Raw genomic sequence first — 23,815 nt, forward strand, 5'->3', positions numbered from 1 at the left:
ACCCGCCGATCCGTGCACGGACGAACACGGAGTGTGGCGAACGGCAGGTCCGGGCCGCGGTCCGGAGCCCGGGTGAGGGCTCCCGGATTCGTTCCGGGCGGGTCACGCGGTGAGTTCCCGGGCTGACGCGACGTGAACGAGGCTGGGGTATGCTCCCCGAGGGCGCCGTCCATGTGTCGTGCGGTTCTCGTTTACGACTCTGCTGGAACGTCTTTCAGTTATTCGTTTTGTTCACCGTGCCGCGACGGGACCTGCGGCTGCCGACGTTCCACGGCAACCGCGTCTTCACCTGTGGTGCACCCCGGTGCCCGGGTTCGTTGGCCCGGGGCCGATATCCGGACCGGGTGCAGTGCGATCGGGCCGTTGTTCCCGGAGACCGCGAGGTATCTGAAGACGCTTGTCTGCGTGCGTGTTTGGCTTGACAGAACCAGATGTCCCGGGTGACCCGGAAGGTTTCCCGGCTCCGGGCGTCCACCATCGGATGCCCCGCCGGAGGCCGCCGCAACCTTCACGTCCCGGTAACCGGTGCGCCGGCGCCCAGTTCCGCCAGCACCTCGGCGGCCCGCGACGCGTCGTCGGAACGGCGGGTTCCGGTCTCCTCGAACACCGTCATGGCGGTGCGTGCGGCGAACTCCGCCAGCTCGTGGTCGCCGGTGCGCAGCGCCGCCATCGCCTGGGTCACCCGGGCCGTGGCCACGTGCAGCGGAGGCAGGTCCACCGACCCGGACAGCACCGGCGCCAGCATCTCCAGACTGTCGTGCGGACGGTGGTCGAGCAGGTTGCGGGCCACCTCCGAGGTGGCGTGGAACACCGGCCAGCCCAGCTCGCTGCGCCGCGCCAGCTCCAGCGTGCGCTGCGCGTGCTGCCACCCCTCGTCCGGGCGGCCCTGCCGGAACAGCACACCCACCAGCGGAAGATGCAGGCCGTAGGTGCGCCAGTCCTCCGGGTCGGCCACCGCCAGACCCCGTTGCGCGGCCTGCGCGGCCTCGCCCAGCAGACCCGCGTTCAGCGCCAGCCAGGCGAGCCGGCCGCAGGTGTGGGCGATCAGCCCCGGCTCGGCGTTCTCGAACGCGGCCTCCACACTCTGGCGCGCCATCTCGATCGCCGTGTCGGCGTTGCCCAGCCGTTCGTGCAGGAACGAGAGATTGTTCAGCAGCGGGGTGGACACGCCGGGACGGCCCAGGCTGCGCGAGACCTCGATGGCCGTCTCGTGGGTGAGGGCGTGCGCCCGGGGGTCGTGGTGCTCCATCAGGTAGCCGGCCATGCCGATGGTGATCTGCCAGGCGCTCGGGTGGGTCAGCTCCCCGGCCGTGCGCACCGTGGCCAGCAGATTGTCGCGGCTGGCCGCGAACCACTCGGTGGCGGTCTCCCGCGAGGTCAGGCCCAGCCGTTCACCGGCGTCGCCGGGCGCGGCCAGCACACCGGTCAGCGGTGAGGCGGGCAGTTGCAGGCAGGCCCGGGCCGCGGCCACGCAGGCCGCGTACCACTCCAGCACCCGCAGCACGGCCGCGTCGCGCACCTGCGGCGACTCGATCGCCCGGCTCTGGACCCGGGCGTGCATGCGGATCAGGTCGTGCACCACGTACCAGCCGGGCCGGCCGGCGACCGGCTCGAGCAGATGCCGGGAGGCCAGGGTGAGGATCAGCTGACCGGCCCGCGCCCGGGACACGTCGAGCAGCGCGGCCACGATGTTCACGTCGACCGTCACCGTGGGGCACGAGCCCAGGAGCCGGTAGAGCCGGCGGCACTCGTCGTCCGGAAGACGCGTCAGCGACCAGGACAGCACCTCGGACATGGCCGTGGTGTCGTCGTCGTCCAGACGCAGGCCCTCCATCCAGTCGTCGCCGATCGCCTGGATCTCCGCGGTGATCGCCCGCAACGAGGACTGGACGTCGTGGGCGATCGCCAGCTCACCCACGATCCGCAGCGCCAGGGGCCAGTGTTCGCACAGCTCCGCCAGCAGCAGCGCGGACCGCGGGTCGGCGTCGACGGCGGCCGGCCCGAGATGCCGGCGCAGCAGCTCGAGCGACTCACCGGCCGGCAGCGGGCGCACCGCGTGCCGGTGCGCGCCCTCGGCGAGCACCAGCCCCTGGAGCCGAGCCCGGGAGGTGATGAGGACGGCGCAGTGCGGGGACCCGGGCAGGATCTGCCGCGCCACCTGGGCGGAGGGAACGTCGTCGAGCACGATCAGCACCCGCCGGGCCGCCAGCAGCGAGCGCAGCAGCGCCGAGAGCTGCTCCTCACCGGCCGGGACCTGCTCGGGCCGGACTCCCAGAGCCTGCACGAAACCCTGGAGCACGTCGGCCGGCTGGAGCTCGTGCCCCGGATGGTGGGCGCGCAGGCCGGCGAAGAGCTGCCCGTCGGGGTAGTCGGCGGCCACGGCGTGAGCCACCCGCAGGCCCAGCGCGGACTTGCCGATCCCGCCCGGCCCGTCCAGGACGACGATCGCCGGGCCGGGGCCACGGTCCGGGTCCAGCCGGGCGACCAGCTCGGCAACCTCCGCCGACCGGCCGACGAAACCATCCGGCAGGGGCGGCAACTGGGCCGGGGACGAGGTGGATCGCGACGGCCGGTGCCCCGCCGCCCGCAGCTCCCGGTGCAGCGACCGCAGAGCCGGGCCGGGAGGAACGGACAGCTCGGTCTCCAGCGCGGAGCGGATCCGCTCGTACTCCTCCAGCGCGTCCTGGTGCCGGCCCAGATCACGCAGGGCCCGCACCAGCAGGACGCCGAGGTCCTCGTCGAGCGGTGCCGCGGCGGTGGCCTGCCGCAGTGGCCGGACCACCTGCTCGGGCTGCCCGGCCGACAGCAGCAGCTCGGCCCACACCCCGACCAGCTCGGTGCGCAACCGGTCCAGGCGCTCGCGGGTCTGGTCGCCCCAGCTGCCGGGGATGCCCGGCAGCGCCCGGCCGTTCCAGTGTTCGAGCAGGGCGTGCAGCGATCCGGCGGTGGCGAGTCGTTGCTCGCGGCGGCCGTTGCGCAGCACCGCGCGGGCGTCGCCGAGGGCGTCCTCGGCGCGCAGGGCGTCGCATGCCGCCCGGGGCAGATCGAGACGGTAGCCGTCGCCGACCCGTTCGAGGTGGACGGCTCCCAGGATCTTGCGCAGACCCCACACATAGGTCTGGAGGTTCGCGGCCGCGTTGCCGGGCAGCTCGGCGTCCCAGAGGGCGTCGACCAGGGTGTGCTGGGGGACGACGGAACCAGCGGCCAGGGCGAGCACGGCCAGCACCGTGCCGCGCCGGGGCGGACCGGCGGGGACGACGCCGTCGGGGGTGACGACCGCCACCTGGTTCAGCAGCAGAACCTCTACCGGGTGGGCGTTTTCACTGTCGTCATCGCTGCCGGCAGCGGCGGTTGTGGGGAACGGGACGGCCGGGCCGGCGCCGGATGGCTGCTGCATCGTGATCGCCTCCCGTTCGGCGCGCGCGGATAAAGGGGTGTGCGAAGTGGCATACCCGGGCGGGAATGGTACCGCTGACCGGAATAGGGCCGGGCTGTGGGGCAGCTGTACGGCCCCCGGTGTGTGGATCGCCGGTGTGTGGATCGCCGGTGTGTGGATCGCCGGTGTGTGGATCGCCGGTGTGTGGATCGCCGGTGGGTGAGTCGCCGGTGGGTGGGCCGCCGGCAATTGCGGCGGGTTCGTGGGAAGTGCCGCTGCGTCGCTCAACGAGGCGTTGAGTGGTTGCGGAGTCATTCTTGAGTGACCGGTTCTACCTTCCCCCTGCTCTTGTCAGGACGGAAGGAATACGCCATGCCGCCGAAGCCCGCGGACGACCTCTCGGGGCCGGGCGGTGAGGTGCTCGCGGAGGCCGGCGCAGCGGTGCTGGCCTATGCGCTGGGCCTGAGTGGGGACTGGCACTCGGCCCAGGACCTGGTGCAGGAGGCGCTGCTGCGGCTGTGCCAGAACCCCGCCGCGAACCGGTGGGAACGCTCGGGTCGCCTGCTGCGGTCGGTGGTGCACAACCTGGCCGTGGACCAGTCGCGCCGACGCGCCGCCCGGCCGGACGAACTGCTGATGGGGCTGGTCCGGGACGGGGACGTGCCGCTGGCCCCGGGACCTGACCCCTCCGACGGGGTCACCGACAGTCTCGCCGTGCAGCAGCTGCTGGCCTGTCTGCATCCGCACCAGGCCGGGGTGGTGCGCCGGCTCTACGTGGACGGGCTGACGATGAGCGAGGTCGCCGCGGAACTGCGCATTCCGGTGGGCACGGTGAAGTCGCGCAACCACCAGGCGCTGGCGCTCATGCGCCGTTCGGTGGTGCGCGGCTGAATTCCCCGGAATCAGCGTTCGGTTATTCGGGTCGGCTGCCGGAAAGGCGACGAGAACCGTGGTACGCAAAAAAGGCTTTCCCGGTTCGGCACAACTTCACAACATTGCGGTAAACCGGCTCCTGGTAATTCTGGGCAAAGTCATCGGGCCGTCTTGGCTTCCGCGAATATGAATGGCTAAGGTTGGCGTTGCCTGGCCGGAAGAAGAATGTCCGCCGTCTCTGACGTCGTCGAACGTTGCCGAATACTTTCCCGGTTCTTCAGGCGACGCAGGTTCTGGGCCTCCAGCCAGAGGCAAGCACATGGTCATGCCAGCCGGCTGGCGGGACTGCGAGGGAGTTCGTGTCAATGGCCGAGAAGGCTTCCGCCCCCGAGGCGAAGAATCCTGAAAAGGCTTCGGCGTCGAAGCGGTTCAGCCGGGCTCAGTTGTTGCCCGCCGGGCCGGAGGAGACCGGGCAGGTGCCGGTGGTGACGTCCGGCGCCGGGCCTGCGGGGTCCGTGGCGAGTGCCGGGTCTTTGGTGGCTGCCGGGACCGCGGCGGCTGTCGGGACCGCGGCGGCTGCCGGGACCGCGGGCTCTGAAAGGTCTGCGGCGCCTGAAAGGTCTGCGGGGCCTGCCGGGGTCGGGGGGTCTGCCGGGTCTGCCAGTTCTACGGGGCCTGCCAGTTCCACGGGGCCTGCCAGTTCTGCGGGATCTGCCGGCGTGGATCGGGGGGTGCCCGGTACGGCGCCATCTTCTTCGGCTGCGGGGGCAGCAGTCGTTGCGGCGCAGACGTTCTCCACCGCCACCGGTCTGCCTGCCGGGGCTGTGACGGGCTCGGCCGGCGGGGTGCAGTCGGGTGCCGTGGTGCGGCCGGGTGCCGGGGGGCAGTCGGCTGGCGGGGTGCAGTCGGGTGCCGCAGCGCAACCGGTTGCCGAGGCGCAACCGGTTGGTGGGGCGCAACCGGTTGGTGGGGCGCGGCCTGGTGCCGGGACGCAGCCGGATCCAGCTGCGACCGGGACCGGCCGGGGCCAGGGCCGGAACCGGCTGGCGCTGGTCGTGACCGGAACGGCGGCCGTGGTCCTGACCACCGGCGCGATCGGCATGGCCGTGCGGGCGACGGGTGACGGCGACGAGCCCTCAGGGGGCGGCGTCCCGGCGCTGGCGGTGGCGGCCGCCGCGGCCTCGCCCACGGTCTCGCCGTCACCGAGCCACTCACCCACCCCGACGGCCGGCCCCACCAGGGAGGCCGGGAAGAAGCCTGGCACGGAGCCGGAGCGGGAGCCGGCGAAGGCGGCGGTGGCCGTGGACGTCACGAAGGACTCCGGGAGCACGAAGAAGCCGGCGGCGAAGACCGAGGCGACGGAAAAGGCCGGGAAGAGCTCGAAACCGGCGTCCAGCACGACGAAGGCCACGCAGTCCACGATCAGCGCGGCCGACCTGCCGCCCCTGGTGTCCGCCGGGGTGCCGGTGTCCGGCGGGATGACCGCCCGGGCGTACTACGGACAGCTCGACAGCATGATCGCCACCCTCGACGGGACGGTCACGTTCAACACCTCCCCGGCCTGGCTGATGCAGCACAACAACCGCTGCGTGCTCACCGTCGTCTACTCCGGGGTGTCCGGATCGACCGCCTCGGTGTACGCCCACGGGCAGGGCAGCGGCTGGAGCGCCTCGGAGAACGCACCGGACCAGTCCGTCTCCGCCGACGGCGGCCGGGTTCACCACCAGCTCATCTCACCTCCTTCCGGCACCTCCGTCGGTTCGTCCTGGAGCCTGTCCTCGTCGGTGGTGGTGGACGGCACCACCACCTCCAGCGGTTCGTACTCCCTCAGTCTCACGAGCCAGGACGGCACCGACCAGATCTGGTCGTTCGCCGGGTCGAAGGTCTCGTGCGATCTGCTGTGATCGGCATGCCCTGGCGGCGTGCCGCAGACGACACGCCGCCGGGCGGACCGGGCTGGAGCGCGCCGGAGCCGATGGCCGGCCTGGTGGCCGAGCGCTGCCGGAACGTCCTGCTGGTGACCCACCCGGAACCCTCCACCCGGACGGCCGGCCGGGTGGAACAGCTGAGGCGGGTGGCCGAGGCCGTGGCGGACGCCGACCCGGGTGAGCAGGTGCCGACGGTGCTGTTCGCCACGGTGCCCGGGAACGGGGTGCGGGAATTCCTCGACGCTCTGGGGGCCCGGCTTCCGGAGCTGGCACCCGACCGCGAGCCGACCGAAATCCGCTGGGTGGCAGAGACATCCACAGCACTTCAGGCGGAGTTCGGCGAAGCCGCGCACCGGTTCGCCGACCTGCACGGAGTGCGGGTGGTGACGTCGTTCGGCCGGCTGCTGCACGTGCCGGGGCACACGGTGTTCCCGGTGCACGGCACGTCCTCGCGGTCCTGGCAGCAGTTCGTGCCCGGTCATCCGCAGCCGGTGCCGGCCGGGCCGTGGTTCTTCGGCGCGACCTGGCGCTCGGAGCTCGCCCTGCTGCCGGCCGCCGGTCTGGTGCCCGGCCTGCGCGTGCTGCCGGTCCCGGCCGGGGTCGTCCTGCTGCCCGCCTCGGGCGTCGAGCTGCCGCTCGACGACATCGTCTACAGCGTACCGATGGATCCGCGACGGCCTCTGGTGATCGTGCCCGGGACGATGCCGGAAGGAGCTACGGGAGAACACCTCACGGCGGAACAGGTGGCGGGATACCTGGCACTGCTGCCGGCCCGGTTGCGGGCGACGGTGCGGCCGGTCGTCGCCGGGCCGTTGCCGGAGGCCTTGTTCTGGCAGGAGGTGGCGGAGGAGCTGGAGGACGAGATCGCCGTTCTCACCGGCCTTCCGGTGCTGTTCGGCGACGAGATCGTGGTCAGCGTGCCGGGAGTGGGCACTGACGGCGAGATCGAGGTGCTGTGGCAGCCTTTGGCCACCGAGCTGCGGTTCGAGCCGGCGTACGGTGGCCCGGCCCGGCCTGGGGTGGTCGTGGAACACCGCGTCGTCCAACCGTTGTGGGGTTCGGACGACGGCTGGAAGGCCGAGATTATCGCCGGGGGACTGTGGTTCGGTCCGTCCGGCGCGCAGGTGGGTGACGCCGTGCTCCCCACCGATCCGGGACGTCCCGTTCTGCTGGTGAACGGGACGGACGGGGACGAGGCGGTCACGCGGCGGGTGGGGGAGCTGCGTGAACGACTGCGGCAGGAGTGCGGTGCGCCACCGCGAACGCTGTTTCTGCCTGGGGCACAGAGATAGTCAGAAACGATCGTTGCCCAGGAGACGGTCCGTCCGAGAGAACACCGAAGGAGAGTCATGGCAGAGATCGACGTGAACGGCATGGTCCAGGCCGCCAGTTCCATTCACGACGTGGTCGAGAGCATCTCGACCGAGGAGAACGCGGTGCGCGAATCCATCTCGAACCTGCTGGTCACCTGGACCGGGCAGAGCGCCACCACATTCGCCAGGGCGATGGAGGAGTTCTACGCCCAGTGCGACGCCATCGAGGCGATGCTGTCCGACCTGTCCCTGACCGTCTTCAACTCGGCGAAGAAGTACGCGGAGGCCAACGACAGCGCGAACCAGCAGGCCTCGCTCTTCGTCAGCGCACCGATCCGGCCGGAGCCGCTGCTCCCCAACTTCGGCTGAACCGACCGGCCACGACCTCTGGAAGGAAGAACACTCATGCCTGAACTGACCTATTCCGTCAACTTCTCGTCGATGGACCTCACCGTGGACGCCGCGAAGCAGCGGGCGCAGAACATCGAGAACCTGCTCCAGGAGATGAACAGCAACGCGCAGAAGAGCCTCGCCGGCTGGACCGGTGACGCCCAGGCGGCGTATGCGGAGACCTTTCAGCGGTGTCTCCAGGCAGCCGCCGCGATGCCGCAGACGCTCGAACAGGCCCGGGTCACCCTGTCGTCGATCTCGGAGAACTACCAGTCCACCGAGACGTTCGTGACCACCGCCTTCCGGCCGAAGTGACTCACCCGGCGGGGCCGTCCTCGGCGGCCCCGCCGGCATGGCGGTTCCACGGGCTTCGCGGAGCCCCGACCAGCGGGAGCGATGATGGTGTATGAGAACAACCTGACGGCCGAAGAACGCGAAACGCTGAGACACGGCCAGAACCACGAGATCTGGGACGAGGCCAAAGGGGAGTGGGTGCCTTACTACCCCAAGGGTGACGACGACCTGAAACCCACCGAGACCGCGGACGTGGACTCGCGTGGTGACGAGAGCAACAACGTCATCAATCACATGGTGGCCGACGACTACGACGTCAAGGCCTACGGCGAGGGTTCCGGGACGTCCGTCAACACGGCTGCGCTGGCCGACTTCTCCGCCCAGATGACCGAGTACATCGAGGATCTGACCGAGCTCCGGCAGGACCTGATCGACCAGAAAAAGGTTGCGGCCGGCGGTTTTCCCAGTGCCATCGCGCTGAACACGACGGTGGAGACGACGCGCACGGAACTGGTCGGCGCGATCGGCGCCCTGATCGAGACCTTCGTCGACCTCCAGGCCGTGATGAAGAAGATCGGCGAGGACTACAAGACCCTCGAAGAGGTGAACGCCATGGCCGCGGACAAGTTCACCACGCTGATGTCGCAGGTGAAGAGCGACATCGGGCTCGTGGGCACGGCCGGCGGCAGCTGACCTGATCGTGGGTGACGCATGAGTGACGAAGAGGACTCCCCGGACTGGCTCGAGACGTCCGACGCCGGCTGGCTCGTCGACCCGAGCAAGATCACGGCGACCGACGACAACTGGGGTGCGCTGGACTGGAAGGAGATCAAGGCCGCCATCGCCGGTGGCTCGATGCTCACCACCCAGGAGATGAAGGACCGGGCCAACGGCATCTCCGATCCCGACTCCCTCAGGAGCGCCGCCGAGAACTTCCAGCGGGTGGCCCTCGGGCTGGAGGCGATCGCCACCAACCTGGCCGAGTGGAGCAACGCCCTCGCGGGTGAGGACGGGCCCTGGCAGGGCGCGGCAGCCACCGCCTTCGTCGGCTCGATGACTCAGCTCTCCGCGCACATCCAGGCGCACTCCGACCGGGTGAGCGGTGGTGACGCCAAGCTCAACCAGATGCCGGACGCGCTGTACAACCGGGGCAACGACCTGGAATGGGCCAAGGACGCCGTCGCGGACATCGACCACTACTACGCGCACTGGGCCCAGAGCATGGGCCTCGAGGCCATGGACAACGGTCTGGTGCCCATCTCCAAGTTCCCGAAGGCCGTGGAACAGATGAGCCAGGACATGCGTAAGGTGGCCGTTCAGCTGTCCGACGGATACGTGGTGACGGTCAACAAGTTTCAGCCGATCGACACCTCGAGCACCACCTCGACCGACTACACCGGCAGCACGCCCGAGACCGTCGACACCACTCCCGAGGACGTCGACACGACCCCGGACGACGTGGACACCACGCCCGACGACTACGGCACGAACCCCGACGACTACGACACGACTCCCGGTGACTACGACACCACGCCGCAGGACTACGGCACGGACACCGGTGACGCCGCCACCACCACGGACTACGGCGCGGCGACCCCGGCCGGCTACGACGCCGCCACGGCGGACAACTACGACACCGCCGCGGCCGACGACTACAGCAGCGCGACGCCCGACGGTTACGGCACTTCCGCGGACGACTACAGCTCTCTCGCCGACGACGGCACCATCGGTACGGACGACACGCCCGCGGCCTACGACAGCAGCAGCGCGTCCGGCAGCGACTACGGCGACTACTCGTCGTCCGTGCCGGACGCCACCTCGACGGACAGCCCCACCACCTCCGACCTCTCGGACCTGTCGTCGGCCACCCCGGTGTCGTACGGCGCCACCCCGGGGCCGTCCTCGTCGAGCTCCGGTTCCCGCAAGGACGAGGACGAAACCTCCGATCCCTGGTCGGGACTCGACGAGGAGACGCCGAGCGGCTATGACGCCGGCGACCTGGATGACGGGACGGGCGTGGGGTCCGGGTCGGGCGGACTGGACAGCTCCGACCTGTCCACAGCCGCTCCCTCCGGGCTGGACGTGGGGGATCTGGACAGCGCTGGTGGTGGGAGCGGCACGGACGGTCTTGACACGTCCGGCCTCTCGTCGGCGACCCCGGACTACGACTCGGCCGACTCGGCCGGCAGCGCCGGGCAGGGGTCCGGGCTCGGGTCGTCGGGGATGCCGATGATGCCGGGATCGGGTGCTGGAGGCTCGGATTCGTCGTCGACGGATCCGTCGGACGCGTCCGGTCTGCTGAGTGAGTCGGCGGATCCCTGGGCCGCGACGGACGTGCCCTCCGGTGATGAAGGGCTGGGCGGCGACGTCGCCTCGGCGACCCCGGCGAACTGGGCGACCCCGGCGAACTGGGCGACCCCGGCGAACTGGGCGACCCCGGCGAACTGGGCGACGGACCCGGGGACGCAGGACGCCGGTGCGGCCGGCGACTCCCGGAGCTCCGGGGATTCGTCCGGGGATTCGTCCGGACTCGGATCGCCGGGGATGCCGATGATGCCGGGATCGGCTGCTGGAGGCTCGGATTCGTCGTCGACGGATCCGTCGGACGCGTCTGGTCTGCTGAGCGAGTCTGCGGATCCCTGGGCCGCCACCGAGCAGGGGACCGGCACCGAAGGGCTGGACGGGATGACGGCCGCCGCCGCCCCGGCACACTGGGCGAAGGCTCCGGACGAGGCCGAGCAAGCGGTGGCCGAGACGTCTCCCTTCGCGGTGCAGGGACTTTCGGGAGGCGGTGCGCCCGCGGTGCCGTTGCTACCCGCCGGGGCCGCACGGGACCGGGAGCGGACGGCGGACCAGTCTGACGCCTCGGCGCTGCTCGAGTCGGGAACGATTGAGTGGGGGGCGGACGTTGGGATCGCTCCGGTCGAGGCCGATCCGGGACCGGAGGTTCGGCGGGAACCCGAGCCGGTGCGGGCCGGCATCGGTGGGCCGGTGGCGTCCCCGGCATCTCCGGCGGACGACCTGGACGATGTCTGGTCCGGTCTCGGAGTGGGCGGTGCGGTGGACCTGGGCGGCGTGGGCGGCGTGGGGGACGGGGGCGGCGTTGGCGGTTTGGGCGGCGTTGAGGGTGCGGGCGGCACAGCGGGTGCGGGCGACCTGGATGGTGTGGGCGGCGTGGACCCGGCCCCGGGGGTTCGAGAGGCCACCGGTGGCCGGCTCGGTGACTCGTTTCCCGTGCCGTTTCCCGTGCCGCCGGTCGCCCCGCTGCCGGTTTCATCACGGCCGGATTCAGGGCCGTCGGATTCAGGGCCGCCAGCTTCAGGACTGCGGGCTTCAGGACTGCCGGCTTCAGGACTCCCGGGCGGAGCGGCCCACCAGGACGAGGTTCAGCCGGACGACTGGTTCGCTCTGCTCGACGAACCGGACGACGAGGTTCCGCAACCCGACCGCCCGGCTGCTCCGGGCGTCCCGGATTTTGTTGTATCGCAAGCGGATACGGCTGGAGAGGTACCGATCGTCGGGCTGGTTCCGGCCCGGAACGTCCCCCCGGCGCAGGAGGAACCGCAGGCGGCCGGGCCTCTCGGCGAGCCGCTGTGGGCCGCTCAAGACCTGGAAGACGATGTCGCGGAGGACTTCTCCCGATGGGGAATGGGTGATGCCGGACTGCTGTCCGCCTTCCTGAGCGGTGACGACCCAACGCCTCAACGGGTCGCGATGGGGACGACGGCACGCGAACCAGAACTGGTCGCGACGGTTTTCCAGGTCGGTCGGTCCAGTGCCGGGGTGGTGCGGATCGTCGAGAAGCAGCGCCTCAGCTGTGGCGACGGTCCGCTGAACGAGCCGGACGAGCCCCCGGCCGACGAGGTGGACGAAGAGACCGGTGAGGACGTCCGCAAGACCACGGCCGCGGACCTGCTGAGCGGGGACGACAGCGACTGGGGAACCGGGCGATGACGGAGAAGGACCGAGTGAGGATGAGGCGTCCATGAGTACGGAGGTCGTTCGGCGCAGGCCCCGGGAGTCCGGCCCGGAGATGCCCGAGGGCGTGCTCCCGCTCCAGGAGCCGCCGGTGCTGCCGGAGCAGGTGCCCGCCGACATGAGCACGATGGTGACCATGCTGCCGATGGGCATCGGTGGTGTGCTGATGAGCATCTCGTTCTCCGGCGCTGCCGGATCCTCACCCATGACCTATCTGCTCGGCGGCGGGATGGGGGTGTCGATGGCGGCCATGTCGGTCGGGCAGATGCTGCGCGCCCCGGCCGAGCGGCGGCGCAAGCTGCACCTGGAACGCCGTGACTACCTGCGCTACATCGCCCAGACCCGGGCCGGTGTGCGCCGTGCCGGTGGTGAGCAGCGCCAGGCGTTGCAGTGGAACAACCCCGATCCACAGTTGCTCTGGAGCCTCGCCTCCGGCCCACGGCTGTGGGAACGCCGGGCCAACCACGAGGACTTCGCGGCCGTCCGGGTGGGCGTGGGCCGCCGCCCGGCCTCCCTGATCCTGGAACCGCCCACGACCAAGCCGATCGAGAGTCTGGAGCCCTTGTCGGCGATCTCGCTGCGCCGGTTCGTCGAGGCCTACCGCACCGTGCGGGACGTGCCGATGGTGGTGAACCTGCGCCAGTACACCGGTATCGAGCTGGCCGGTGACCTGCCCGGTGCTCTCGGGCTGGTCCGCTCGATCGTGGCCCAGCTGGCCACCTTTCACGGACCGGACGACCTGAGGATCGCGGTCCTCGCCGGTGAGGGCGCACGCCCGGACTGGGACTGGGCGAAATGGCTGCCGCACAACGCACATCCGGACCTGCTCGGCGAGACCGGGCCGCGGTGGCTGGTGGCCGGCGACTACGGCGAGATGATCGACCTGCTCGGCACGGACGTGCTGGACCGGCCCGACCACGACCCGGGGGCCGGGCCCACCCAGAACGAGCCGTTCATCGTGCTGCTGGCCGACCGGGTGCAGGTGCCGGAGACCTCGCGGCTGTACGGCGACGGCATCCGCAACGTGCTGATGATCGACGTCACCGGGAAACTGCCCGGCGGGCCGAAGATTCTGCGGCTCACCGTGAACGGCGACCAGGTGGAGTACGGCGATCCGGCCGCACCGCTGACCGCCCGGGTCGACGGCCTGAGCACGCCCGCGGTGGACGAGCTCGCCCGGGTGCTGGCCCCGAAACGGGTCAGTGGTGTGGTCGATCTGGTGGACCAGCCGCTGGAACAGGATTTCGGGCTGACCACCCTGCTCGGGATCGCCGACGCCCGCCGGTTCGACGTCGCCGCGCAGTGGCGCTCGCGCACGCCCCAGCGGGCCCGCCTGAGCGTCCCGATCGGCGTGACCGAGGGCGGTGAGGTGGTCGAGCTCGACCTGAAGGAGTCGGCCCAGGGCGGAATGGGCCCGCACGGCCTGCTGATCGGCGCGACCGGTTCCGGCAAGAGCGAGCTGCTGCGCACACTCGTGCTCGGCCTGGCGGCGACGCACTCGTCCGAGATCCTCAACCTGGTGCTGGTCGACTTCAAGGGCGGCGCCACCTTCATCGGCATGGACGAACTGCCGCACACCTCGGCGGTGATCACCAACCTGGCCGACGAGCTGCCCCTCGTCGACCGGATGCAGGACTCGCTCAACGGCGAGCTCAACCGGCGTCAGGAGCTGCTGCGCGGCAGCGGCCAGCCGTCGCTGTTCGAGTACGAGAAGGCCCGGCTGGCCGGGCGTCAGCTGGCGCCGTTGCCGACCCTGCTGGTGGTGGTGGACGAGTTCAGCGAGCTGCTCGCCAGCAAGCCCGAGTTCATGGACCTTTTCGTGTCGATCGGGCGGGTGGGCCGCAGTCTCGGCGTGCACCTGCTGCTGGCCTCGCAGCGCCTGGACGAGGGCCGGATCAACCGGGTCGAGGGGCACCTGTCCTACCGGATCGCCCTGCGGACCTTCTCGTCCATGGAGTCGCGTGCCGTCATCGGTGCGGCCGGTGCCTACGAGCTGCCCAACGAACCCGGGCACGGCTACCTGAAGATGGACACCACGACCCTGGTCCGGTTCAAGGCCGCCTACGTCTCCGGCCCGGCTCCCCAGTCGGTGGTGCGGGAGGACGACGAGAGCGGCCCGGCCCCGGTGGCCGAGGTGCATCCGTATTACACCTACGACCGTCCCGACCTGTACCTGCCGCCCACCGCCGCTCCGGTCACCGTGGAAGACGTTGCCGGGCAGCCTGATCCGTCGGACAAGGCGGCCGGGGAAGGGACGAGCGCGGAACCGACCCTGGCCGAGGTGTTCATCGGCCGGCTGCGTGGCGCGGGCCCGGCCGCCCGGCAGGTCTGGCTGCCGCCACTGACCACGCCGGTACCGCTGGACGCCCTGCTGCCGGGCGTGCTGCCCGACCCGGTGCGCGGGATGAGCGTTCCCGACCCGTCCCTGCACGGCCGGCTCCGGGTGCCGCTGGGCATGGTGGACCGACCTTACGACCAGTCCCGGGAACTGCTCTCGGCGGACCTGTCCGGCAGTGCCGGGCACGTGGCCGTGGTCGGTGCCCCGCAGACCGGCAAGTCCACCCTGCTGCGCACCCTGATGATCGCGCTGGCCCTCACCCACACCCCGGCCGAGGTGCAGTTCTACGGGCTCGATTTCGGCGGTGGCGGACTCACCTCGATCAGCATGCTGCCGCACGTCGGCTCGGTGGCCGGCCGCCGGGAGCGGGACCGGGTGGTCCGCACGGTGGAGCAGCTGTTCCAGGTGATGGAGCGCCGGGAGACGCTGTTCACCGAGCGCGGTGTCGACTCCATGACGACCTACCGGAAGCTGCGGGAGGCCGGTGAGATCGAGGATCCCTACGGTGACGTGTTCCTCGTGATCGACGGCTGGTACACGGTCAAGAACGAGTACGCCGACATCGAGCCGCGGATCGGTGAACTCGCCTCACGTGGCCTCTCCTTCGGTGTCCACGTGATGATCGCGGCCACCCGGTGGTCCGAGATCAGGCCGTGGCTGCGGGATCTCATCACCACGCGGTTCGAGCTGCGGCTCGGCGACTCGATGGAGTCGGAGGTCGGATCGCGTAAGGCGGCCCGCGTCCCGAACCGGCCGGGGCACGGGCTCACCGCGAGGGCGCTGCCGTTCCTGGCCGCGCTGCCCCGCCTCGACGGCGTCTCCGGAACCGCCGAGCTGGCCTCGGCCACCCGGTCGGTGGCGGAGGAGATCGGCCTGTTCTGGCCGGGGGAACGGGCCCCGCAGGTGCGTCTGCTGCCGACCGAGCTGCCGATGCGCGAGCTGCCCACCGACGCGGGGAACGGCCGGCGCCACGCCATCGGGCTGGACGAACAGCGTCTGGCCCCGGTCTGGCACGACTTCGACAGCACCGGTCACCTCATGGTTTTCGGGGACGACGAGACCGGCAAGACCAACCTGCTGAAGCTGCTCCTGCGGTCGATCGTGGCCGCCAACCGTCCCGAGGACGTGCGGTTCATCCTCGGCGACCCCAGCCGGCAGCTCGACCTGGAGGTGCCCGAGCAACTGCGTTCGGGCTACGTGGTGGACGAGTCGTCGCTGCGGGCACTCGTGAAACAGGTGGTCGGGTCGCTCAGCTCCCGGGTGCCGGACCAGGCGATCTCGGCGGAACGCCTGGCCCGCAGGGACTGGTGGACCGGCCCGCGGCTGTACCTCGTGCTGGACGACTACCAGTTGCTGTCCGGGCCCGGCGGCTCACCGCTGGAGGCGCTGCTGCCGTTGATGCCGCAGGGGGCGTACATCGGGCTGCACATCATCCTGGCGCGCAGTACGTCCGGTGCGATGCGGGCGATGATGGACCCCACCCTGCGGCGCCTGTGGGAGCTCGGGACGCCCGGTGTGGTGTTCGGCTACCCGAAGGAAGAGGGCAAGTTCCTCGGCGAGGCCGCCCCCCGCAAACTGCCCCCGGGCCGCGCCCAGCTGGTCACCCGGCGCGGAGTCCGGCTGATCCAGACCGGTTTCGTGCCGACCGAGACGCCGGAGCCGGAAACCGGCCTGAAGATGACAGGAATGGGACTGTGAGTACCGATCAGCTGTGCCGGGTGACGATCGTCGGCCCGGACCGGCAGGTGGACCTGGCGGTGCCGGCGTCGCTGCCGCTGGGCGGGCTGCTGCCCACCCTGGTGCAGCACGTGGTGTCCTCCCGTGACGTCCACGGCGGCGAGGGGTGGATCCTGCAACGGCTGGGCGAGAGCCCGATGGACGTGGGGGAGACCCCGGAGGAACTGAACTGGCGCGAGGGGGAACGGCTCTACCTGCGCCGGGCCGACGAGCTGGCGCCCGCGCTGGTCTTCGACGATCTCGCCGACGGGACCGCCACCGTGGTGGGTGGTTCCCCGGGGCGCTGGCGCCCCGAGTACGACGCCCCGCTCTTCCAGACGATCGCCGTGCTGCTGGTCGGCCTGGTCGGCCGGCTGCTCCTCGACGCTCGGATGGAGGGGATCACCCCGTTCCTGGCTCCCGTCGTCGCGGTGCTGCTGCTGACCGCCTCGGTATCGCTCAGCCATCGTCTCGCCGCCGGGCCGGCGGTCACCGCGACGGTCGCGGTCGGCCTGGCCGCCGCCGTGGCGGCGGGCACGGTGGTGGGCGGCACGGAACGCGGGATCGCCGACCTCGTCGCCCTGCGGTCGGGCCCGCTGATGGCGGCCGGGGCGGCCCTGGCGGTGTGCGGTGTGGTGCTCACCGTCGCCCACCGCGGCGCCGACTCACGCACCCCGCTCTTCCCGGCCCTGACCGAGATCGTCGTCGGGCTGGTGCTTCTGACGGCGGAGGCGGTGGGCGCGGCCTGGAACCCGGGTGAGGTGAAGGTGGCCGGTGCGGTCACCGTGATCGCCGCGCTCACTCTGGCCTACGCGCCCCGGTCGGCCGTGCGGCTGGCCGGGATCCGGGTGCCGCAGCTGCCGAGGACGGCCTCAGAGTTGCACTACGACGTCGTCCCGACGGAGTCCGCCGAGATGACGCGGCGCGTCTTCGTCGCCGACCAGGTGCTGATCGCGGCGTTCGTGTCGTCCGCCCTGGTCCTGGCCGGGGCGATCCCGGTGCTGATCTCGGACGGCGACGGATTCGCCTACGCCCTGGCGGTCGTCGTCACGCTGTCGGTGTTCGTGCGGGCCGGTGCGGTGCGGGGCGTGTGGCAGCGTCTGGCCCTGGTCGCCGGTGGAATGTGGGCGGTCGCGGCGCTGGTGCTGTGGCTCCCCGCCCAGGTGACGGAGCCCTGGCTCGTGGTGGCGGCCCTGGTGCTGCTGGTCGCGCTGCTGCCGGTGAGTGCCGCCGCGACCCGGCCGCCCGGCCGCCGGATGACGCCGGTCTGGGGCTACCTGAACCAGTGGCTGGAGCTCGGCGCCGCCATCGCGGCGATCCCGTTGCTGGCCCAGGTGCTCGGCCTGTTCGGCCTGGTCTCCGGTCTGGCCGGGTGAGGTGAGCTGTGCAGACCCAGCGAGATCATGTTCAGGCATATGCCTTTCAGGTCGGCCGCCTGTCGTCCGCGCTGCTCACCGGTGAGGCGTCCTTCCTGGAGCCGCCGGCCCGGCGGGCCAAGCTCGGCACCGCGGTCGGGGTCGGCCTGACGGTCCTGATCCTGGTGGGCTTCTTCCTGTTCGGCCTGATCCGGCAGCAGTCCGGCACGTCCGGCGGGTCGTCCTCCTCGACGTCGCCGACCGTGAGTGCCACGGCCACGCCCCCCACCACGGCTCCCACCCCGAGCACCACCGCGTCGTCCCCCGTTCACCGGAAGGCAGAGCGTGACGACGCGGGCGGGTCCGGCTCCCACGTGGCGTCCGGTCCCACCGCGGCCGGGAACAGGGGCGCAACAGGCGGTTCCGGGCCGGAGTCCGCCAGATCCACCACCGGAGCCCAGTGATGCCCGCAGCCTTTCCCCGGATCGATCCCGCCCGGTTCGCCGACCCGGACAGTGTCGAGACCCAGCCGGTCACCCTCCAGGTGATCAAGCACGCCGTGGTCATCTCGACCCGCGCTGAACCCGGCGACCAGGTGCGGAGAATCGCGTCCCTGGCCCCCGAGGACCATGAGAACACCCTGGTGCTGCTGGATCTGCCGGGACGCGTGCCGATCGCGGTGTGGGAGTCGGTGGCCGCGGCGATCGGCCCGGGCCCGCGCGGGATCCGCCTGGTCGTCGACGGCCGGTCGCGGGAACTCACCACGCTCGCCGCGGGCTGGCTGAGTGAGCGCCTGGACCGGCCGGTGACGCTGGCGGACGGCCCGGTGGTGGCCGGCCGGGGTGCGCTGCTGGTCGGTGACCGGCACGACCATCGCTGGCGGGACTACCGCCCGGGGCGGCAGTCCCGGCCCGGGCCACGGCGCTTTCCCCGTCCGGCGTGGGACGACGAGCTCACCGCGCTGATCGCCGGCGCCGGTGCGGGCGTGGCCTGCGAGCCACTACCGGCCGGGGCCTGGATCCGGCCCGACACCGACGAGACCGACGAGGCCGCGATCGGCTCGTTCCGCGGCAGGCTGCTGGCGGCGATGCCGATGCGTCGCGGTTTTCCCACCCTGGTGCTCGGCGCCCCGGGCGTGGCCAGGCTGCGGCTGGAGGACGTGCACCGGCTGAGATCCCTGCTGCCCGAGGCGGTCCGGCGTGGGGCGCGGATGGCGGGCGTCGGGCCGATCGCGCTGCCGGCGGGAAAGACCCTGGGCCAGGCCCTGGCCGACCTGAGCGGGGAGGAGACCCACTGCTACACGGGGATTCCGGTGGGCGGGACGGCGGAGGCCCCGGAGATCCGGATCATCGGGTCGGACGGCCGGCCGGGCCCGTGGCCCTATGCCCTGGAGGTGCGGCACCGGCCGCAGGCCGGTCTGCGGCCCGGCGCCCCCGACGTCACCGCGCACCGCCCGCCCTTCGCGGGACTCACCCAGGTGGGGCCCGGGGCCTACCGGCTCCGGCCGGACGTCGTGGTGGAGGTGGTGCAGGCCGGGCTGATGCTGCGGCCGGCACAGGAGGGTCCGCAGGCCGTCGAGGTGCGCCGCGCCGGACCGGACAAGCGGCAGAACCTGATCGTGGTCGCCGGGCGGGACGGGAACGACGGGGCCGGACCTCTCCACGACCTGGCCCGGGCGCTGATCGGCCAGTTCGACGAGGCGTCGCGGCGCTCGATCCGCCTGGTCACGGCCGCCGAGCTGCTGGCCGGCCCGGCGGCGGTGGTGCCGGCCGGAGCGGTCGAGGCGGCCGGACCGCTGCGGGAGATCCGGGTCACCGGCGAACCGGACCGTGGTGCAAGGGCGTTCGGTGCTGAACGGGACAGCGCTGTGCCGGTGGGCGCACGGGTCCCGACCGGTGCCGCGCCGCAGATCCTCCGGGACACCGCGCCTTCCGTGGAGTCACCGGCCACGCCGCGGGAGGTGGAGGTTTCGGCCGCCCCTGAGACGGGGCCGGCTGCATCACCGCCCGAGCAGGTGCCCCCGCGACCGGTGGTGTCCCGGGAGACGAAGCACGATCCGGCGCCCCCGGGGCAGACTTTCGCAGAAGGGAAACTCGGGTTCCAGCCGCTGCCGGCCCGGCAGCACCGGGCGGTGCTGCCCACCCGTCCCATCGACGAGGAGCGGGACTGGCTGCGCAACGCCCTCGGGAACCGTTACGGGACACTGGCGAACGAGGTCGCGCGCATCCTGTCGGAGCATCCCGGCTTCGAGGGACTGGGTGCCGCGGCCGCCGAGGCGGTCACCGACGCCGTCGCCGTGCGTCTGTACCTGTCGCCGGACGGGCCACGGCTGAACCCGTCGTTGCGGGTGGCGGCCGACGGCCCGCACGTCCCGTTCGCCCGGTGCATCGTGTCGGGGCTGGGACGCCTGGCGTCGCACCGGGGGCCGGCCTCCTTCGCCGTCACGGTGGGCCGGGACGCCTGGCAGATCTACCAGGGCCGTCCCCAGCTCACCGAATGGGGTTTCCTGGCGGCCGGTGCCGGGCCGGCCGACCCTGCCTCGGGTGACACCGACGTCCTCGTCTGGTCACTGACCGGGCGGCGCACGTCGCTGCTCGACTCGCTGCCGGCCGGTGCGGTGCCGCGGGTGCTGTTCGTGCCCGGCACGAGACTGAAGATCCTGGAGGCGAAACCGCCCACCGGCCAGGGGCGGGGACTGATCCTGATGCGTGAGGTCACGGCCCGGGACCTGGCCGGTGACGAGGCGGCGCGCAGCGCACAGTCGGCCCTGGACGAGATGGCCCTCGCCTCGCTGCGGGCCGATCACGGACGCTGGCCGGCGCCGGGTGCCCGGCGCCCCACCGCCACGGAACATCCGCAGGACCTGCTGCCCGTCCTGCTGCCGGGGCTGGTGCGGCAGTGAGCACGCAGGTGGTGGAAGTCGGTGCGGGCCGGGAGTTCACGACGATCCGGGCGGCACTGACCCGGGTGTCGTCGGGGGGCACGGTCCTCGTGCATCCCGGCCGTTACCCGGAGGCCTTGCGGCTGGAGGGTGTCGTGCGGCTCGAGGCCGTGACCACCGAGGGGCCGGTGGAACTGGCCGCGGCCTCCGGCAGCGTGCTCACCGTGGAGGCCGCCGGGGTGCTGCTGCGCGGATTCCGGCTGACCGGTGCCGACGCCTCGGTGCCGGTGCTGGATGTCGTGCGCGGCGAAACCGCGCTGGAGGACTGTGAGTTCGGCGGGGACGCCTGGGCCGCCGTGCTGGTGCGTGAGCAGGGGAGCCTGGCGGTCAGCGAGTGCCGGGTCGAGACCGCTTCCGGGGCGGGGATCGTCGTCGCGTCGCGGAACGGGAACACCGTGGCGGGTGCCACGGTCTCCGGGACCGCCTCGTCCGGGATCGTGGTGGCCGGCGCGGGGCGGCTGACGCTGCGCGACAGCGTCGTGCGGTCACCGGGCGGAAACGGGTTGTGCGTCAACGGTAACGCGCATCTGGTGGCCACCGGGTGCCGGGTGGAGGACGCCGCGAAGCCCGCGGTGGTGATCGAGCAGCAGGCGGGCGCCGACCTCTCCGGGCTGACGGTCTCGGGCAGCGCCGCCCTCGACCTCTATGTCACCTCGGGCGGTGCGGTCTCGGTCACCGGCTCGCGGTTCGCCGGTTCGGGCAACCAGGCTGTACACCTGTCCGGGACCACGGACGTCCGGTTGACCGACTGTACGGTCACGGAGGCCTCGGGCACCGGCATCCATCTGACGGCGGGAGCCCGGGCCCTGGTCGAGAACTGTCGGGTCGAGGACGTCCAGGTGGGGATGGCGGCCGACGGCGACTCGGTGCTCACGGTGCACCGGAGCCGGGTGAGCGCCCCGGGCCGGACCGCGGTGGTGCTGGCCGGTGCCGGCCTGGAGGCGGCCGGCCTGCGGATCGACGCGGGTGACGCCGAGGGGCTGACCATGACGTCGGGGGGACGTCTGCTGCTGCGTGACGGTGTGCTCTCCTCGTCGTCCACCCCGTTGTCCGCGGGAGCCGGCTGCGTGGTGGACGTCTCCGACACCCAGGTGCACGGCGGCCCGGCGGCGGCCGTCCGGCTGGACCGGGCCACCTCGGCGGCGCTGCGCGCGGTTTCGCTTTCCGGTGCCGGGCTTTCGGCTGTCGGTGGGACGCTGGCGATCACGGACGTCGAGATCGGCTCGGCGCCGGGGGCCGGGCTGAGCGTCGACGGCGGTACCGGGCTCACAGCCCTGCGGTTGAAGGTCACGGGGGCCGGCGGTGACGGTGTGGTGCTCGGCACCGGCACCACCGCACGGCTGGAGCAGTGCGAACTCACGGGCAACGCCGGATGCGGCCTGCGGGTGGGCACCACGGGCGAGGTCTCGGTGGAGAAGGGCACGGTGCGGGACAACCGGGACGGTGACCTGGATCCCGCGCGGGGACTGCCGAACCTCACCCTCACGGACGTCCGGACCGCTTCCGCCGCAGTCGTTCCCACCCAGCACCACCGCCCGGAGGAGGGCCACGTGATGACCGAGCAGGACCCCGGTGACGAGTTCGGGGCGCAGTCACCGTCGCAGGGACAGACGCAGGAGGCGGGGCCGCTGTCCGGGCCGATGGCCGAGCTGGCCGGGCTGATCGGCCTGGCCGGGGTGAAGGCCGAGGTCACCTCGCTGGTGAATGTCATGCGGATGGCCAAGAAGCGCCAGGAGATGGGCCTTCCGATGCCGATGATGAGCCGGCACCTGGTGTTCGCCGGCCCTCCCGGCACCGGTAAGACCACGGTGGCCAGGCTGTACGGCACGGTGCTGGCCGAGCTCGGCATCCTGAGCAAGGGGCACATGATCGAGGTGGCCCGGGCCGATCTGGTCGGGCAGTACGTGGGTTCCACCGCGATCAAGAGCACCGAGGTGATCACGAAGGCGATCGGCGGGGTGCTGTTCATCGACGAGGCGTACACCCTGACCGCCCAGTCCGGCGGCTCCGGCGCGGATTTCGGCCAGGAGGCGGTGGACACCCTGATGAAGATGATGGAGGACCACCGGGACGAGCTGGTGGTCATCGTGGCCGGTTACTCCGAGCACATGGACAAGTTCCTGGCCTCCAACCCCGGTCTGGGGTCCCGGTTCACCAAGACCGTCGAGTTCCCCAACTACAGCTCCGGCGAGCTGCTGGAGATCACCCAGGGGCTGTGCCGCAAGCACTACTACGAGCTCACCGACGACGGGGTGGACGCCCTGCGGGAGTACTTCGAGCGGGTGCCGAAGGACGACACCTTCGGCAACGGCCGGGTGGCCCGGAAGATCTTCGAGTCCATGGTCAATCACCAGGCCTCGCGGCTGGCCCGGACACCCGGCCGGGAGTCCGAGCTGACCCGCCTGACCGGTGAGGACCTGGCCCCGGAACTGAAGCTCCTGCCCGTCGCCGGCACCCCGGTGGTGTCGGCCGCCCGCACCGCCGACCCGCGGGCGGCGGTGGAGAGCACCCTGGGACACGCGCGGCTGCTGTCGTTGCACGGTCAGCCCGCCGCGCAGAAGACCGTGGGCGCCGTGCTCACCCGGCTCTGCTCGGCACACCGTGCCGGGGAGTCGCTGGGGGTGCAGGCCAACGCGGTGGTGATCGGGCCGCCGGGCAGCGGGCGCGGGGAGTTCCTGCGGTGTTACGCGCAGAGCCTGGCCGAGCTGGGAGTTCTGCCGGCCGGGCAGCTGACCCGCCGCACCCTGACCCGGGACCTGTGGTCGACCTGGCCGGGGCAGGCCGAACGGCGGCTGGCGGCGGCCTTCGACGACGCCACGGGTGGTCTGCTGGCGATCGACGTGGGGGAGGACTGGCCGATCGACGAGAACAGCCCGGGGATCGAGGTGATGCGCTGCCTGGCGGCGTCGGTCGGTCGGCGTCCCGGACGGCCGGTGGTGGCCCTGCTCGGTGGCGCGGCCCGGCTGGGGGCGGTGCTGGGGCGGGTGCCGGACCTGCGCAAGACCTTCGTGGTGGGCTGGAAGATGGCGCCGTACACCCCTGAGGCGCTGGGCCGGATCGCCGCCACCCGGCTGGAACGGCGTGGACACGACCTCGACGACGAGGTGCGGGCCGAGCTGACCCGGGTGCTGGCCGGGGCACAGACCGGCCCGGGCGCGGCGAACGCCGTCGCGGACCGGGTGTCCACCCTGGTGGCGTCCCGCACCCTCCTGGCCGCGGACGTCCGTGCGGTGGCCGTGGCCGCACCCGGGCCGTCGTCCCCCTCTGCGCCCGCCGGAGCCCGGCAGCCCCTGACGGCCGGCACCGTCTGACC

Annotated in this window: 13 protein-coding genes; 12 read left to right on the forward strand and 1 reads right to left on the reverse strand. The window is 71.9% G+C overall.

Annotated elements, in window-relative coordinates:
• Positions 1–508: 508 nt before the first annotated feature.
• Positions 509–3,397 (reverse strand): AfsR/SARP family transcriptional regulator, encoded by a 2,889-nt coding sequence (locus KIH74_RS28095; protein WP_214159379.1) that lies wholly within the window; start codon positions 3,395–3,397, stop codon positions 509–511.
• Between the two features lie 351 nt (positions 3,398–3,748).
• Here KIH74_RS28095 and KIH74_RS28100 point away from each other — a divergent pair, with 351 nt between their 5' ends.
• The 12 genes from KIH74_RS28100 to KIH74_RS28155 all read left to right on the forward strand — a co-directional run bounded on the left by KIH74_RS28100 (position 3,749) and on the right by KIH74_RS28155 (position 23,813).
• On the forward strand, positions 3,749–4,267 hold the full coding sequence (locus KIH74_RS28100; RefSeq protein WP_214159380.1) for a sigma factor-like helix-turn-helix DNA-binding protein: 519 nt from the start codon (positions 3,749–3,751) through the stop codon (positions 4,265–4,267).
• Between the two features lie 1,037 nt (positions 4,268–5,304).
• Positions 5,305–6,153, forward strand: coding sequence for a hypothetical protein (locus KIH74_RS28105; protein WP_214159381.1), 849 nt, complete (start codon positions 5,305–5,307; stop codon positions 6,151–6,153).
• 5 nt (positions 6,154–6,158) lie between these two features.
• Complete coding sequence (locus KIH74_RS28110) at positions 6,159–7,469, forward strand: hypothetical protein (RefSeq protein ID WP_214159382.1); 1,311 nt, start codon at positions 6,159–6,161, stop codon at positions 7,467–7,469.
• Positions 7,470–7,526: 57 nt separating this feature from the next.
• Positions 7,527–7,859 carry a WXG100 family type VII secretion target gene (locus tag KIH74_RS28115; RefSeq protein WP_214159383.1) on the forward strand — a complete coding sequence of 111 codons (333 nt, stop codon included), beginning with the start codon at positions 7,527–7,529 and terminating at the stop codon, positions 7,857–7,859.
• Between the two features lie 36 nt (positions 7,860–7,895).
• The gene (locus KIH74_RS28120) at positions 7,896–8,195 is read left to right on the forward strand and encodes a WXG100 family type VII secretion target (RefSeq protein ID WP_214159384.1); all 300 of its coding nucleotides are present in this window, start codon (positions 7,896–7,898) and stop codon (positions 8,193–8,195) included.
• Between the two features lie 81 nt (positions 8,196–8,276).
• Positions 8,277–8,867, forward strand: a complete 591-nt coding sequence (locus tag KIH74_RS28125) for a hypothetical protein (protein ID WP_214159385.1) — start codon at positions 8,277–8,279, stop codon at positions 8,865–8,867.
• An 18-nt stretch (positions 8,868–8,885) separates the two neighbouring features.
• Positions 8,886–12,128 carry a WXG100 family type VII secretion target gene (locus tag KIH74_RS28130; RefSeq protein ID WP_214159386.1) on the forward strand — a complete coding sequence of 1,081 codons (3,243 nt, stop codon included), beginning with the start codon at positions 8,886–8,888 and terminating at the stop codon, positions 12,126–12,128.
• Between the two features lie 31 nt (positions 12,129–12,159).
• Positions 12,160–16,188, forward strand: a complete 4,029-nt coding sequence (eccCa, locus tag KIH74_RS28135; protein WP_246573262.1) for a type VII secretion protein EccCa — start codon at positions 12,160–12,162, stop codon at positions 16,186–16,188.
• Positions 16,185–17,582, forward strand: coding sequence for a type VII secretion integral membrane protein EccD (gene eccD, locus KIH74_RS28140; RefSeq protein ID WP_214159387.1), 1,398 nt, complete (start codon positions 16,185–16,187; stop codon positions 17,580–17,582). The genes eccCa and eccD overlap by 4 nt, the downstream gene beginning before the upstream one ends.
• Positions 17,583–17,590: 8 nt before the next feature.
• Entirely contained in the window at positions 17,591–18,025 is a 435-nt protein-coding gene (locus KIH74_RS28145; protein ID WP_214159388.1) for a type VII secretion protein EccB, read from the forward strand.
• Positions 18,025–20,463: a hypothetical protein gene (locus KIH74_RS28150; protein WP_214159389.1), complete on the forward strand. Its 2,439-nt coding sequence runs from the start codon at positions 18,025–18,027 to the stop codon at positions 20,461–20,463. Before KIH74_RS28145 ends, KIH74_RS28150 begins: the two co-directional genes overlap by 1 nt.
• Positions 20,460–23,813 (forward strand): right-handed parallel beta-helix repeat-containing protein, encoded by a 3,354-nt coding sequence (locus KIH74_RS28155; protein ID WP_214159390.1) that lies wholly within the window; start codon positions 20,460–20,462, stop codon positions 23,811–23,813. Before KIH74_RS28150 ends, KIH74_RS28155 begins: the two co-directional genes overlap by 4 nt.
• The last annotated feature ends 2 nt before the right edge of the window (positions 23,814–23,815 follow it).

It is taken from the genome of Kineosporia corallincola, from assembly GCF_018499875.1.
GTDB classification, from domain to species: Bacteria; Actinomycetota; Actinomycetes; order Actinomycetales; family Kineosporiaceae; genus Kineosporia; species Kineosporia corallincola.